The sequence below is a fragment of the Candidatus Avelusimicrobium fimicolum genome, assembly GCF_021632165.1.
Taxonomy (GTDB): domain Bacteria; phylum Elusimicrobiota; class Elusimicrobia; order Elusimicrobiales; family Elusimicrobiaceae; genus Avelusimicrobium; species Avelusimicrobium fimicola.
The window spans coordinates 1-16333 of record NZ_JAJWTS010000023.1; the positions used below are offsets into that span (position 1 = coordinate 1).

A 16333-nucleotide genomic window follows, 5' to 3' on the forward strand; every position below is an offset into this window, starting at 1 on the left:
GCGGGGTTTTTTGTTTTATACCCGGGGGAGAAGAAAGCATCAAACAGGTTATCCTTACCTTAATGCTCTTGGAATTACCGGGGATATCGTAAAAAGGCACGCGAAATCTTTTGAAATGCTCTCTTTTGCATGAAGGAGGCACTCCCCTAGAATAAGCAGTGCGTCCTTTGAAAAATGCAACCAAGGTACATATCATTACTTCCCGGAATGGACTTATCCCTATTTTAGCAGTTGGCTACACCCCCAAAATATCCAAAACTTTATTGAAAATTACTTGACTATACAGAACTGCTCGCAAGACCTTCAAGCCTAATATAGTGTGCTCAATCGCGTGCTTCCGTTAGTAAACTTTGCTTTTGAATGGGTAGTGGTGGGATAAAATTAAGCGAAGCCGCAAGTTTTTAACTACAAGAAACTTTAACCCCCATTAACATATGGGGTCTCACCTTTTTGCGGGTTAATTTTTTGATTGGAAGAAATATCTACTCAAACGAAGTCTTTTTTCACCAAGACCAAAGGCTAAGAGTTTGTTTCATTTGTTTTGTCCTTTTGTATTTTACACACATTAAGCAGCCCTTTTTGCCATAGCGCAGAGTATATTGGCACGGAAAAGAGTCCGGATTTAGGGATTAATAGAAGTTTGCTCCTCATTTTTTTGCCTTTTATGGTGGAAAGGCAGAGAGGGCTTTTTCAACTTGACCTGTTTTACATAGCGTAGCAAATTCGTGAATATTTTGTGAAACCCGAAATGCGGGGCCGTCATTTCCTGTATGGCGTGTTCACGCGGCCACTCCTCTACCGTCATACGATAGAGGGCTACGATTGTGCCAGTGCGGTCAGAACCATAGCGGCAATGCAAGTAAATAGGGTAATTGGCGGGATTGGACAACAATTTTAATACCTCTTCTACCCCGTCTGTATTTAGCATCACAGGATTTAGCGGTACTTGATAAACTGTTAAGGGCAGCCCCTCTATTATTTTTTTATTTTGCGGAGTAACGCGCAAATTGACAACGGTTTTTATGCCCATTTTTACCAGTTCTTCATACCCTTGGCGGGTGGGTTGGCCGCCGCGGTAGAGCCAATGAGACACCTGATACGCATTTGGTAAACCGGGTTTGAATACGGCTTTTGCTTCGCGGAGCGGTTGGGCTTTTAAGGTTTGGGTTACTAATTGGTGTTCCAACTTGGCGCGGTATTGTGGCGCAAGAACCGCCGGCAGTTGTACCTTTGGCATAGGTACATTAACCGGGCGTATAGTCAGCGTTTCTATTTTGGGGGTATGCACCTGCACGCGGATAGGCTTTTTAGGGAAAAGAGCCCGCCGCTGGGCTTGCACATTAGTAGCCCCGCATATGGAAAATAGAAAAATAAGCAATAAATACCAAATCCGCATATCTATACTATACTACTATTAGGCGGTGAGACAAGGGTATAAAGACCTATAAAAGGCCTGGGTCCTATTTGCTATAATAAAATTATCCAAAGGAGAAAATTTATGTTATTTAGGAAAATGATAGTTTTACTGGCGTTCTTGTGTTTATCCTTGCCGGGGTTTAGTTGGCGGTTTACTGATTACTTTGCAAACAGTACACAACAATGGAGTAAAGTACCTTTGGTTACCCGGTTGGTAAGAGGAGAAACGCTGCCTTATTTTGTACACACTATGGGCCCGTGGAATTTGGAAAAACTGGACGATATTTTTGTACGCTCCTTTAACAGTTGGCGTATTTACACCTTGCAGGAAATCAGGGAAGCCCAGCGCGAAAAAGAATTTAAAGACGTGGTAAAAATGCTTCAAACACCGTGGAAGTTTGAAATGCGGCCCTATTTGTCCTGTGCAGATTTTGAAAAGACCCCTTGGCAGGAACTGGCCCGCCCGGTGGCGGTGGCTAATTTGCCCCAGTACCTAGAAATGTACCCTGCGCATTGCTCTCCTTCGGTACGGGAGGATATGGAGAATTATAGAAAGGAAATACAAGACAGTTTTTCTGCCTCTTATGTAAATATGGCGCAGGAAACCCATAATTTGCCGGGGCGGTATGTTTCTTGGGAAGCCGTGGGGCAGTCATTAGCCATAGATGACGACGTTACGGCTGTTTATGCGGATACAACAATCAACGCCCTTTTTGTTCCATTTAGAGATACCGACTCTTTGTTTCACGAAATGGGGCACCTGCTGGGCTTTGCGGACCAATACCCACGCACCGAGAATGACCCCAATAGTGTGGAATATGGTTTATCCGGCTTTTGGCCCAGCATTATGCAAAATGGCGTGGAAACAAGGGACTATGCCTATTTTTCTTGCACGGATGCGGATGGGATGATTAATTTGCTGGATTTTGCCCATCAGCACGCGCGTGGCGGAAAAAAGGGCTGGAAAACCCTGTGCCGCCGGGAAAATATACAATACGCTAGTTCCCGCCAGTTAAACCGCCCTCCCTTTGTAGTTCCGCCCTATGTGTATTTTTATAACGAAGCAGGCGAAAAGGTGTATAGCCGCAAAGAGGATATGGCAATTTATGCGCCGATTACCTTGCCGTGGATTCCTTACTATGAAGACCTGCATAAAGGAATCCCTCAGCCAGACGGAACGCTACTGGTTACTGACGGTGAACTCGAGGAACATCTATACTATACACCTATGTCTGTAAGCGCTTGGGTGGAAGATCCCCAAGACAAAGGGATTGTTAGTGTGTTCACGCTGATTTTTCTGCCAAGAGGGAACTATGTATATTGGAAGGACCCTTGGTATAGCGTTATAGACCGCAATGATATTAAAGTATCCGCCCTAGTGGGGGATTCCAAACTGCTTGTGCTGTGGAAGCCGGAAGAGAAGGATTCTTCCTTGGGGCTTAGCGCCATATCCCGGGAGCAGTCTGGTAAGTTGGAGGATGGGGATCCAATCTCTTCTTTTGTAGCGGTTAAAGGTACCCAAGATAATATAACAACTGTATCTTGGTCAAGTAACCCCGAATATCCCGAATACGACACCTATTTAAAATCGGTCATCAAATTAATGGGCAACGACTTGGACGATAAGTATTTAAGGAAGAATACTTATGTAATGTCCTTACTATCTCTAATTGGTAAAGGCGTAGAAAACGCCGATTGGGAAAAAATCGGGAGTGGGATGATTGACTTTATGCAAAAAGCCAATATAGAATATGGTAACGAATATCGGACGGATAAGATAGAAGCCTTTGTAAGGTCTTTGTTATCCACTTGGATAGCAGTAGCAACGTTATCGGTGAATGAAGAATTTTTAAGTGCATATTGGCCCGAAGTCTTTAAAACAGGAGACCCGACCCAATGGAAGGGAATATTAGAGGATAGGGATTCTTCTGTTGTTGGCTGCCCTTTTGTGTGCAAAGACAAACCGGCTGACTTTTACCCGGCGGATGCTCCGCTAAAAGCCACTAAATGGTGCCCGGATACGGAAAATCAGGATGTTGTATATGATTCCGATGAGCCGTGAAAAAACCAGTGAACCATACAGCAAAATCAAGCGGAAAAATATAGAAATTTCCTTAAATTTTTGGTATAATAATTACAAGAGCCGCGGATAAAACGTTTGCAAAAAGGATTGCATTTGGCGGCTTTTATTGATAAAATATAATAGAAGTAATTAACCCGATTTGTAACGAGAACCATAACTCCTCCGACGGTAAAACGAAGGAAAGGGAGTTTGTGGCTGTCGTTTTCTCTGCCTAAAAAATTGCTTTTTAGGTGCAGAAAAGAAGGCCGGTTCCGTTATTAAAACAGGCAATAAAATGAACCTGACAAAAGACCAAAAGAAACAAAAGTCGCAAGACTTAGCTTCTGAAATTACCGCGAGCGGCACCCTGTTCTTCACGGCCTATCAAGGCTTGAAGTTCGTGGATATGGCTGAACTGCGCAAGCAATTAGCGCCCGCCGGAGCAAAATTCCGTGTGGAACGCAACGCTATCGTAGATCACGCCATCCGCCAAGCCAATATTGAAGGCGCTGATGAGAAACTCTTTCAGGGCCCGACGGCTATTGCGGTAGGCGGAGACATTGCCGCCGTCGCCAAAACGTTGGTGGACTTTCAGAAAAAGTTTACGGCTTTGAAGCTTCGTGCTTGCTATTCTGATGGCGTCTGGTACAACGAAGACCAGGTTAAACAGTTGGCTACCATTGGTACCAAAGAAGAAAACCTGTCCAAGTTGGCCGGTGCGTTGTACAACGCGGTCGCCCAGTCTGCGCAAGTGTTGCAAGCTCCGATACGGGATTTTGCCTACGTTATCAAAGCCTTGGAAGACAAACAACAGGGCAAATAGTAACGTACGCGCCGACGTTGGGCGCGCGGAAAACGGGTGGTGCTTTTGTGCGCGTAAGCGATACGGAAGCGATTTTGGATTTTGGCAGGCGTGATTTTCATTTTCTTTGCAACTTTGCATAGTGGAAATTATGCAAGGAGCAAAAATGGAAATCCGCCCCAAAATACGAAATAGTACGGGCGGTGTCTTAGGACCAACGCCTTGCCGTTTTCCTAAATGGTAAAATCTAAACCCGCCAAGTGCGGTAGTAGCCCGAAAGGATAAATGCACGGGCCTAAACACGGTTTAGGCAGAAGGCAGCTACTCTATAAGAAACAAGGAAAAAATAAAATGGCTAAAATGACCAAAGAAGAATTAGTAAACGCTATTGCTGAACTCACCGTTCTGGAACTTTCCGAACTCGTGAAGGCTATTGAAGAAAAATTCGGTGTGAAAGCCGCTGCTCCGGCCGTGGCTGTTGCCGCTGCCGCTCCTGCTGCCGCTGCCGCCGCTGAAGAAAAAGACGAATTCAACGTTGTGTTGACCGCTGTTGACGCTGCTAAAAAAATCGCCGTCATCAAAGTAGTGCGCGAAATCACCGGCTTGGGCTTGAAAGAAGCCAAAGACTTGGTTGAAGGCGCCCCGAAAGCCGTAAAAGAAAACGTTGCCAAAGCCGAAGCTGAAGAACTCAAAAAGAAAATCACCGAAGCCGGCGGCACCGTAGAACTCAAATAGTTCAACCGACGAATTATTAATCCCACCCCTCGCATTTAGCGGGGGTGGGATTACGTACCCTATACGGGGTATAACGGCGGACCGACAGCCGAGTGCGTTGCGGCTCCGTGGTCCGTTACCAAACAGCAGGAAGAAAAGAAATGATTGAAAAACAAACAAATTTCGGCAAAATTTCCACCAAACTTCCCTTACCCGATTTGCTGGACATGCAAAAACAGTCCTTCGTGGACTTTTTGCAATTAGATGTCCCTCCCGCCAAGCGGGAATTGAAAGGCTTGCAAGCCGCTTTTGAAGACGTTTTCCCTATTGAAGCTCCCGACGGGAGTATGAGACTTGAATTTTTGAAGTATGAATTAGGTTCGCCCCGCTACGCTACTCCGGCGGAAGCCACCGTGCGCGACAGCACCTATTCTGCGCCGTTGAAGGCCTTGATGCGCTTATATGTCAAGCAGAAAAACGGCAAAATGAAAGAAGCGTCCGACCAGGACGTAACCCTTTGCGATTTACCCTTAATGACCGATGCCGGCTGCTTTGTATTTAACGGCGCCGAACGCGTGGTTGTCAGCCAGATGCACCGCTCTCCGGGTATCATTTTTGAAGAAGACGAGGAAAAGAAACAGTCCACTTTTGGTAAGCGCTTGTATGTGGCCCGCATTATCCCATACCGCGGCGCGTGGATTGAATTTTCGTTTGACTTGATGAACGCGTTGTGGGTCCGCATTGACAGAAAGAAAAAAGTGTTGGCCTCCACGTTCCTTCGCGCTTGCGGCCTGGAAACCAACGCACAAATTATCCAGACTTTTTACAAATGCGAAGACATTGAAGTCAAGGCTTCCAATATTGAAGGTGTTATCGGCCGTTACGCTGCCGACGATATTTACGATCCGGCCACCGGCGAAGTGCTGTGGAACCTGGACGATAAAGCCGCTTTACCTATTGACGATAAACTTTTCAAAACCTTAATTGAAAAGAAAGTTAAAACCATTAAAGTCATCTGCGGTAAACCCCGCCAAGACGACCCCGGTATTTTGGCCACCTTGGAGCACCGCAAGGATTCTATCCGCACGGCTGCCGAAGCGCAGGCTGAAATCTACAAAAAGATGCGCGGGCAGGATTTCGTCGTTAAGGAACAGGCGGAAACCTTCCTGAATAATTTAGTTTTTGACAATATCCGCCGCTATGATTTGAGTTTTGTCGGCCGCTATAAAATCAACAAGAAGTTTGCCAATATGTTTGATTTGATTAGCAAATTCAAATTCAAAAAGTTCACCACGCCGAAAGATAACCGCCGCACTTTATCTCCCGAAGATATCATTGTAACGGTTAAATATCTGCTTGCCTTAAACGCCGGCGAAGACGTACAGAAGGAATACGGACCGGATTTTTCATTTAAAGTTGACGATATTGACCACTTGGGCAACCGCCGCGTGCGCGGTATTGGCGAATTGTTGGAAAACCAAATCCGCATCGGCCTTTCCCAAATGGCTAAAACAGCCCGCGACCGTATGAACCGCGAACTGACCTCCTTCACGCCCCGCGCGCTTGTAAACGCGCAGCCCGTGCAGGCGATTGTCCGCAAATTCTTCGGTACTTCCCAACTTTCCCAGTTTATGGACCAGATTAACCCGTTGGGCGAATTGACGCATAAGCGCCGTTTGTCTGCTTTGGGTCCCGGCGGTTTGAACAGAAAACGTGCCGGCTTTGAAGTGCGCGACGTACACTATACGCACTATGGCCGTGTCTGCCCGATTGAAACTCCGGAAGGTCCGAACATTGGTTTGATTACCTCTTTGGCTTGCTATTCCCGCGTAAACAAGTACGGTTTGATTGAAACCCCGTACCGCAAAGTTGTAAACGGAAAAGTAACCAACCAGGTGGAAGAATTAACCGCCGATGCCGAAGACGATAAATTTGTAGCCCAGGCCAATACGCCGCTGGGCAAAGACGGCAAAATGGAAACCGACAGAGTCGCCTGCCGTGTCCGCGCGGATTATCCGTATGTGGAGCCGAAACAGGTGGACTATATGGATGTTTCCCCGTTACAGGTTATCAGCGTGTCTGCGGCTCTTATTCCTTTCTTGGAACACGACGACGCGAACCGTGCGTTGATGGGTTGTAACATGCAGCGCCAGGGTGTGCCGCTTTTGATGCCGGAAGCCCCGTATGTGGGTACCGGTATTGAACACGAAGTCGCCCGCGACTCCGGGACCGCTGTGGTAGCCCGCCGCGACGGACGTGTCCAGTTTGCGGATGCTTCCAAAATTATCATTGAAACCAAAGACGGTTCCAGCGATATCTATGAACTTTTGAAATACAAACGCTCCAACCAAGATACCTGTATCAACCAGCACCCGATTGTAAAAGCGGGCGATAATGTAAAAGCCCGCCAGGTAATTGCCGACGGTCCGTCTATGGATAACGGCTACCTCGCTTTGGGCCGCAATATGCTCGTAGGTTTTATGTGCTGGGAAGGGTATAACTACGAAGACGCTATCTTGGTGTCTTCCCGCTTGGTAAAGGACGACGTTTTTACCTCTATCCACTTGCACGAATTTACAGTGGATGCCCGTAACACCAAGTTGGGTGCGGAAGAAATCACCCGCGATATTCCGAACATTGGTGCGGAAGCCTTGTCCCATTTGGACAACGACGGTATCGTGCTGCCCGCTACGGTGGTGGAACCCGGTGATATTTTAGTCGGTAAAGTAACCCCGAAAGGCGAACAGCAATTAACCCCCGAAGAACGCTTGCTCAAAGTAATCTTCGGTAAAAAAGCCGACGACGTGGTGGACGCCTCCTTGCGCGTACCGCCCGGCACCAGCGGCAAAATTTTAGGCACCCGTGTTTTCGTCCGCAAAGAAAAACTGACGAAATCCGAGGAAAAAGCCCGTTTGACTGCGTTAGAAAACGAAAAAGATGCCACGCTGACTCTCTTAAAAGAACAGCGCAAACGCGCTTTGGCCAATGCCAAAGAAACCATTAAGAAGGAAACCGCGCTGAAAGAGGAAGAAACCCGCATTAACGCGCTGTATAAGTTAATGGAAAAGAAAGCCGTGGAACACTACGAACGCGAAATTGAGTTCTCCAAACAAGGCGACGAACTCGCCGTTACGGTGAACAAATCTGTTAAAGTGTATATTGCTTCCAAACGCAAACTCCACGTGGGGGACAAAATGTCCGGCCGCCACGGTAACAAAGGTGTAGTGGCGCGTATCTTGCCGGAAGAAGATATGCCGTTCTTGCCGGATGGCACTCCGCTTGATATTGTGCTTTCCCCGTTGGGTATTCCTTCCCGTATGAACGTGGGTCAGTTGTTGGAAACAATGCTCGGCTGGGCCGCGCACTACCTGCACTACAACGCCGCCACCCCGGTCTTTGACGGCCCGAGCGAAGCGGACGTAGTGAACGAAATACGCAAAGCCAAAGAAAAGATTTTGGACGACAAAGGTCTTACCGGCAAAGCGCGCGCAGAATATGCCGCCAAATACCTGCCGGACGATTACTGCCGCATTACGCTGTATGACGGCAGAACCGGTGAACCTTTTGAAGAAAAAGTAACCATTGGTTATATGTATATGATGAAACTGATTCACTTGGTGGAAGATAAGGTTCACTCCCGCTCCACCGGGCCTTACAGTTTAATCACACGTCAGCCCTTGGGCGGTAAAGCCCAGTTCGGCGGTCAGCGCTTCGGTGAAATGGAAGTATGGGCTATGGAAGGTTATGGCGCCACTTATACCTTGCAAGAATTCTTAACCGTGAAATCCGACGATTTTGTCGGCCGCACGAAGATGTATGAATCCATTGTCAAAGGCGAAGCGCCCACCCAACCCGGCGTACCGGAATCTTTTAAAGTATTGATTAAAGAACTCCAAGCGTTAGGGTTAAGTGTGGAACTTCTTAAAAATGTTGAAAACGGCGAAACGCCGGACGCCTCTTCCGATACAAAGGAAGAGGCCCCTGCCGCTCCTGCACAAGAAGAAGGAGCCGCTAAATAAGCCGGGGATTTGAACAATGCAAACGAAAAAAGTTAAAAAATTAAACGAACTGAACTTCTTTGACTTTGATGCCATTAAACTCGGTATTGCCAGTCCGGAACAGATTATGGCTTGGTCTTTCGGCGAAGTCAAAAAACCCGAAACCATTAACTACCGCACCTTGAAACCGGAGCGCGACGGTCTGTTCTGCGAACGCATTTTCGGCCCCACCAAGGACTACGAATGCGCCTGCGGCAAATACCGTTGGGTAAAATTTAAAGGAATTAAGTGCGACCGCTGCGGTGTTGAAATTACCGAAAGTAAAGTCCGCCGCGAACGTATGGGCCATATTGAATTGGCCGTACCGGTGGCGCACGTCTGGTTTTTGAGAAAGAACCCCTCCCGCATCGGTATTATGCTGGATATGCGCACGAGCGATTTGGAACGTGTGGTTTATTATGCCGCTTATGTGGTCATTGAAGACTGCGTGGACAGCGTAACCGGCCGCGTGGACTTCAAAAAAGGCACTTTGCTTTCCGACGTGCAAGTGCGCGAAGCCCGCAAAAAACACGGTTCCCGCTTAAAAGTGGATATCGGCGCCCCGGCTATTAAAACCTTGCTGGAAGGCATTGATTTTGATAAAGAAATTCCTGCCTTGCACGAGCAATTAAAGAATACGCAGAGCGAAATGGAACGCACCAAACTTATCCGCCGTATTAAAACGATGGAAGAGTTTAAGGAAAGCGGCAACCGCCCGGAGTGGATGATTATCAGCATCTTGCCGGTAATTCCGCCGGATTTGCGCCCGCTCGTTCCGCTTGACGGCGGCCGTTTTGCGGCTTCCGATTTGAACGATTTGTATCGCCGCATTATTAACCGTAATAACCGCTTGAAACACATTGAATCCCTGCGCGCGCCGGAAGTGATGATTTATAACGAAAAGCGTCTTTTGCAGGAAGCGGTGGATGCGTTAATTGAAAACGGTGCCCGCGGCAAAGTGTTTATCGGCCCCGGCGGCAGACCTCTTAAATCTCTGTCCGACAGCATTAAAGGTAAACACGGCCGCTTCCGCCAAAACTTGCTCGGTAAACGTGTGGACTATTCCGGCCGTTCCGTTATTGTCGTCGGCCCGAACTTGAAAATCCACCAGTGCGGTTTGCCGAAATTGATGGCTTTGGAACTCTTTAAACCCTTTATCATTGGCGAATTAATGAAGAAGGAAGGCGTAACGCTTAAATCCGCCAAAAAGATGTTGGAAAGAGTCCGCCCCGAAATTTGGGATATTTTGGAAAAGGTAACCAAGAGCCACCCGGTAATGTTAAACCGCGCTCCTACCTTGCACCGCTTGGGTATTCAGGCCTTTGAACCGGTACTTATTGAAGGTAAAGCCATCCAGTTGCACCCGCTTACCTGTGCCGCTTTCAACGCTGACTTCGACGGTGACCAGATGGCCGTGCACGTACCGCTTTCTTTGGAAGCCCAAATGGAAGCCCGTACCTTGATGCTGGCCTCTAACAACATTTTGTCCCCGGCATCCGGAAAACCGATTGCCGCTCCGTCTCACGATATGGTCTTGGGTGTAAGTTTCTTGACTAAGATTAAAGACGGCGATATCGGCGAAGGTTCTATCTTCGGCAGCAAAGAAGATGCCTTAGTGGCTTTGGAATACGGCAAACTTTCTTACCACGCTAAAATCAAAGTGCGCGGTATTAACGCTATTCCGGAACCCGGCTTGGAAGGTAAAGACGAAAAAGATGCCTCCAAGTGGAAAGATTTTACTTCCGTGGGCCGCATTATTTTCAACCAGGCTATGCCGAAAGGTTGGGAATATATTAATAAAACGGTCGGCAAGAAAGAACTGGCTTCCTTGGTAGATGAATGCTACAAGAGCAAAAAATACGGCCGCTACGAAGCCGTACAACTCTTGGACAAGATTATGAAGATGGGTTATCACTATGCCACTTTGTCCGGCTTGTCCATCTCCATTGCGGATATGACGATTCCGTCTGCCAAGCAGAAATACATTACTGAGGCCAAGAAAAAGGTTAAAGAGATTCAGGCCCAGGCCGAAGCCGGTATCATCACGGAAGGCGAACGCTATAACAAAGTTATTGATATTTGGACCCGTGTAACCGACGATGTTGCCAACGAACTCTTCAAAGAAATGAAGAAGTTTGAAGAAGGCAAATACGACCCGTCTAATAAAGAACATAGCGGACAGCGCTTTAACGCCGTCTATTTGATGGCCGATTCCGGTGCCCGCGGTTCCCGCCAGCAGGTCCGCCAGTTGGCCGGTATGCGCGGTTTGATGGCCAAACCCCAAAAGAAACTTACCGGCGGCCAGGGTGAAATTATTGAAAACCCGATTACCGCTAACTTCCGCGAAGGCTTGTCTGTGTTGGAATACTTTATTTCCACGCACGGTGGTCGTAAAGGTTTGTCCGATACGGCTTTGAAGACGGCCGACGCCGGTTATTTAACCCGCCGTTTGGTAGATGTTGCCCACAATGTAGTGGTAACGGAAGAAGACTGCGGAACCCATAACGGTATTGTAGTTAAATCTTTGATGAGCGGCGAAGAAATGGTGGAACCCATTGAAGAACGTATCTTGGGACGCACCAGTTTGGAAGACGTCGTGGTAAAGGTGAAACGCGCCGACGGCTCCGAAGAAGAAAAAACCATTATCAAAGAAGGCGATTTGATTACCTTGGAACAGAGCAAATTGGTCAAAAAATATGGTGTGGAATCTGTACGCATCCGCTCCGTACTGACCTGCGAAGCCCCGTTTGGCGTGTGCTCCAAATGCTATGGCTTGCAGTTGGCCACCTCTGCCAAGAGCAACCCGGGGGACTCTGTGGGTATTATTGCCGCCCAGTCCATCGGCGAACCTGGTACGCAGTTAACCTTGCGTACGTTCCACATCGGTGGTACGGCTTCGCGCGTGTTGTCCCGCAGTCAGGCAGTTGCTGAAATTGACGGTAAAGTAACCTTTAAAGATATGAAGGTTATTACGAACCGTTACGATAATAAAATTTGTATTTCCAGAAACGGCTCTATCTTTGTTGAGGCCGGAAATGGTACAATAAAAGAATACAAGATTCAGTACGGTGCTTCCGTTTACACTACGGATAAAGCGACCGTAAAGAAAGGTTCTTTGCTCGCGGAATGGGACCCGCACTCTATCCCGGTGTTGGCCGAAGCGAACGGATCTGTAAAGTTGACCGACGTAATTGAAGGTATAACTTTGCAGGAAGAACGCAACAAAGTAACCGGCGTAATTGAACGCAAAATTACCGCGAGCCGTATGGGCAAAAAGAACCCGCGCATCAGCATTGAAGGTAAAGACAAAAAAGTAAACTTGCCGTTGCCTATTGATACGATCCTGATGGTGGAGAACGGTGAAGAAGTGGAACCCGGCGACGTGCTTGCCAAAATCGGGCGCGAAGCGGGCGGTACCAAAGATATCACCGGCGGTTTGCCCAGAATCGCGGAGTTGTTTGAAGCCAGACGCCCCCGCAACCCGGCAATTATTTCCGAGTTTGAGGGTATCGTTAGCCTGGAAACATCTCCCAAAGGTTTGATTGAGGTTGTCGTGCGGAACGAAGAGACCAACCAGGTCAAGCAGTACAGCATCCCGCAAGGCAAACACCTCGTAGTATATGAAGGCGATCACGTTGGCGTGGGCGAAGCCCTTACCGACGGCGCCATTGACCCCCACGACGTGCTGCGCGTGAAGGGCGAAAAAGAAGCGCAAGAGTTCCTGTTAAACGCCATCCAAGAAGTGTACCGCTTGCAGGGCGTAACAATTAACGACAGACATATTGAGGTTATTGTCCGTCAGATGTTGGGGAACGTGAAAATTCTGGATGCGGGTGATACCCACTTCCTCAAAGGCGAAATTTTGAGCCGCGCAAGTTGGCTTAGAGAAAACGCCAAGATGAAGGCCGAAGGCAAACGCTTAGCCGATGCAGAAACCATTTTGCTCGGTATCAGCAAAGCGTCCCTCGCTTCCGAATCGTTTATTTCCGCGGCCTCGTTCCAAGAGACGACGAAAGTCCTTACGGACGCGGCTATTACGGGCCAGGTGGACGAATTGCAAGGCCTGAAAGAAAACGTAATTGTAGGCCATTTGATTCCGGCGGGTACAGGTATTTCCGCCAGACAGATTGCCCAAGAGTTTGAACAAAAACGCAAAGAAACAGGAGAGAAGTAATAATGCCGACAGTAAATCAATTAGTGAAATACGGACGGGCGAAAGAAATTCACAGAACGAAATCCCCGGCGTTGCAAGCCTGCCCCCAGAGAAGAGGCGTTTGCACCCGTGTTTATACCACGACCCCTAAAAAACCGAACTCTGCTTTGAGAAAGGTGGCCCGTGTAAAACTTACTTCCAAAGTGGAAGTAACCGCTTATATTCCCGGTGTGGGACATAACCTCCAAGAACACTCCATCGTGCTCGTGCGCGGTGGCCGTGTGAAAGACTTGCCTGGTGTGCGTTATCACATCATCCGCGGCGCGCTGGATGCTTCCGGTGTGGAAAACAGAAAACAAGGCCGCTCTCTTTACGGTGTAAAGAGACCCAAAGCCGGTAAATAATTTTTAGGAGTTGAATAAAGAATATGCCGAGAAAAGGTTTAAGACCCAGAGACAGAAGACCGCAGCCCGCGCCGGATTATAAATATAATTCCGTGCTCGTGTCCCGGTTCATTAACAAATTGAATTTTGCAGGCAAAACCTCCACCGCCGAACGCTTGTTGGACGATGCGATGGCTATCATTGCCGAAAAAACCAAAGAAAACGCGCTTGATGTTTTCAATAAATGTATTGAAAACGTCCGCCCGCTCGTGGAAGTAAAAGCCCGCCGCGTGGGTGGTGCCAACTATCAGGTGCCGACCGAAGTAAAGCCCTTGCGCAGCACCTCCTTGGCTATGAGATGGCTCATCGGCGCCGCGCAAAGCCGCAAAGGCCGCCCGATGGCTGAAAAATTGGCCGAAGAAATTATGTTGGGCGCCAAAAAAGAAGGCACCGCTTTCAAAAAACGCGAAGACGTGCATAAAATGGCCGAAGCCAACCGCGCTTTCGCTCACTTTAAATGGTAATTTGGAATTAAGTTATGGCTGAATTCAAAACCTATCCGATTGAGAAAATCAGAAACATTGGTATTATTGCCCACATTGACGCGGGCAAAACGACCACTTCCGAACGCATCTTGTACTATACGGGTAAAGTGCACAAAATCGGCGAAACGCACGATGGCGCTTCCGTAACGGACTGGATGGAACAGGAAAGAGAAAGAGGCATCACCATTACCTCCGCCGCTATTTACTGCGTGTGGAAGGACTGCCAACTCAACATTATTGACACTCCCGGCCACGTGGACTTTACGGCCGAAGTGGAACGCTCTTTGCGTGTGTTGGACGGTGCCGTCTGCTGCTTTGACGGTGTGCAGGGTGTAGAACCCCAGTCCGAAACGGTATGGCGCCAGGCCGACAAATACCACGTTCCCCGTATTGCTTACATTAACAAAATGGACCGCATCGGCGCGGACTTTATCCGCTCCGCCAACTCCATTAAGGAAAAATTGGGTGGCAACGCCTGCCCGATTCAGTTGCCTATCGGCGCCGAAGACAAATTCGTCGGCATCGTGGACTTGGTAAAGATGAAAGGTATCATTTGGGACGGCGACCATAACGGAGCCACTTTCAACGAAGTGGAAATTCCGGCTGACCTCGTGGACGCTGCCAAAAAAGCCCATACGGAAATGATTGAAAAACTCGCCGACTTTGATGAAGCAATTATGGAACGCTACTTAAACGGCGAAACGGACTTTACGGTTGAAGAAATCAAAAAAGCCATCCGCAAAGGTACTCTTACGGGTAAATTCTTCCCGGTAATCTGCGGTTCTTCCTACAAAAACAAAGGCGTACAGCCGCTTTTGGACTGCGTGAACGATTATCTACCCTCTCCTGTGGACGTTCCGGCTGTCAAAGGGACCAACCCCGATACGGGCGAAGAAGTGCACCGCAAAGCCTCCAACAACGAACCCTTCTGCGGTCTTATCTTTAAAGTTCAGACGGACCCCTTTGTGGGTAAACTCAGTTTCTTCCGCATTTATTCCGGTACTTTGAAAGCCGGTGATACGGTTTTGTTCCCCGGCAAAAACGCCACGGAACGTATCGGCCGTATGATGCGTATGATGGCTGATAAACGCGAAGAAGTAAAAGAACTCGGCGCCGGCGAAATCGCCGCCACCGTGGCTATCAAAAACTCCCGCGTGGGTCAAACGATTTGCTCTCCCGACCACCCGATTGTGTTGGAAAGCATCACGTTCCCTGAACCGGTAATCTCTATTGCCGTAGAACCGAAATCCAAGGCTGACGAAGAAAAAATGTCCAACGCTTTGGCCCGCTTGGCCGAAGAAGACCAGACTTTCCGCGTCCGCACCGACGAAGAAACGGGTCAGACCGTTATTTCCGGTATGGGCGAACTCCACTTGGATATTATTGTGGACCGTATGAAACGCGAATTTAACGTGCAAGCCAACGTTGGCGCGCCGCAAGTAGCGTATCGCGAAACCATCACCAAGACGGTTGAACAGGAAACCAAGTTCGTCCGTCAGTCCGGTGGTCGCGGTCAGTACGGGCACGTATTCCTCCGCTTGGAACCGCAGGAAAAAGGCAAAGGCTTTGAATTTGTCAACGAAATTACCCAGGGCCGTATTCCGAAAGAATACATCCCGGCTATTGAAAAGGGCTGCCGCGAAGCACTGGATTCCGGTGCTGTGGCCGGATACCCCTTGGTGGATATTAAAGTGGCCGTGTTTGACGGTTCGTTCCACGAAGTGGACTCCTCCGAAATGGCCTTTAAGATTGCCGCTTCTATGGCCTTGAAGGACGGCGCGAAGAAAGCCAACCCGATTATTCTGGAACCTATTATGAAGGTAGAAGTTGTGGCTCCGGAAGCCAACTTGGGTGATATCATTGGTGATTTGAGTTCCCGCCGCGGTCAGATTGGCGAAATGGGTGTCAGAGGCAACGTACGCTATGTACGCGCCGAAGTACCTCTCGCCGAAATGTTCGGTTACGCCACGAACGTACGCTCCCTCTCTCAGGGCCGCGCTTCGTTCACTATGGAACCGAGCCACTATGCCGAGGTGCCGGCTAACGTCGCAAAAGCGATTATTGAAAAACGCACCGCGGAAAAAGTGGCCGCTTAATAACCATTTTCCCCTGCGCTTGGAAATCCCGGGCGCAGGGGTTGCATCTTTCATATTAGGAGTGTAAACAAATGGCAAAGGAAAAATTTTCCCGCAGCAAACCGCACGTGAACGTGGGTACGATT

9 protein-coding genes are annotated in these 16333 nt (G+C 48.5%); 8 read left to right on the forward strand and 1 reads right to left on the reverse strand.

The window, feature by feature from the left end:
- Nucleotides 1-622: 622 nt before the first annotated feature.
- Entirely contained in the window at nucleotides 623-1396 is a 774-nt protein-coding gene (locus ACQY2K_RS07495; RefSeq protein ID WP_428037553.1) for a fused DSP-PTPase phosphatase/NAD kinase-like protein, read from the reverse strand.
- A gap of 102 nt (nucleotides 1397-1498) precedes the next feature.
- Between ACQY2K_RS07495 and ACQY2K_RS07500 the strand changes: the two genes are divergently transcribed.
- The 8 genes from ACQY2K_RS07500 (at nucleotide 1499) to fusA (ending at nucleotide 16208) form a co-directional block, all read left to right on the forward strand.
- Nucleotides 1499-3478: a hypothetical protein gene (locus tag ACQY2K_RS07500; RefSeq protein WP_428041346.1), complete on the forward strand. Its 1980-nt coding sequence runs from the start codon at nucleotides 1499-1501 to the stop codon at nucleotides 3476-3478.
- Nucleotides 3479-3773: 295 nt separating this feature from the next.
- The gene (gene rplJ / locus ACQY2K_RS07505) at nucleotides 3774-4301 is read left to right on the forward strand and encodes a 50S ribosomal protein L10 (protein WP_177745971.1); all 528 of its coding nucleotides are present in this window, start codon (nucleotides 3774-3776) and stop codon (nucleotides 4299-4301) included.
- 339 nt (nucleotides 4302-4640) lie between these two features.
- Nucleotides 4641-5015, forward strand: a complete 375-nt coding sequence (gene rplL, locus ACQY2K_RS07510; protein WP_177745977.1) for a 50S ribosomal protein L7/L12 — start codon at nucleotides 4641-4643, stop codon at nucleotides 5013-5015.
- Nucleotides 5016-5155: 140 nt separating this feature from the next.
- Complete coding sequence (gene rpoB, locus ACQY2K_RS07515) at nucleotides 5156-9013, forward strand: DNA-directed RNA polymerase subunit beta (protein ID WP_177745969.1); 3858 nt, start codon at nucleotides 5156-5158, stop codon at nucleotides 9011-9013.
- 16 nt (nucleotides 9014-9029) lie between these two features.
- Entirely contained in the window at nucleotides 9030-13205 is a 4176-nt protein-coding gene (gene rpoC / locus ACQY2K_RS07520; protein ID WP_177745967.1) for a DNA-directed RNA polymerase subunit beta', read from the forward strand.
- A gap of 2 nt (nucleotides 13206-13207) precedes the next feature.
- A complete protein-coding gene (rpsL, locus tag ACQY2K_RS07525) occupies nucleotides 13208-13588 on the forward strand; it encodes a 30S ribosomal protein S12 (protein ID WP_176778129.1) in 381 nt (126 codons plus the stop codon).
- 23 nt (nucleotides 13589-13611) lie between these two features.
- The gene (gene rpsG, locus ACQY2K_RS07530; protein ID WP_177745965.1) at nucleotides 13612-14091 is read left to right on the forward strand and encodes a 30S ribosomal protein S7; all 480 of its coding nucleotides are present in this window, start codon (nucleotides 13612-13614) and stop codon (nucleotides 14089-14091) included.
- A gap of 14 nt (nucleotides 14092-14105) precedes the next feature.
- Nucleotides 14106-16208, forward strand: coding sequence for an elongation factor G (gene fusA, locus ACQY2K_RS07535; RefSeq protein ID WP_177745963.1), 2103 nt, complete (start codon nucleotides 14106-14108; stop codon nucleotides 16206-16208).
- The last annotated feature ends 125 nt before the right edge of the window (nucleotides 16209-16333 follow it).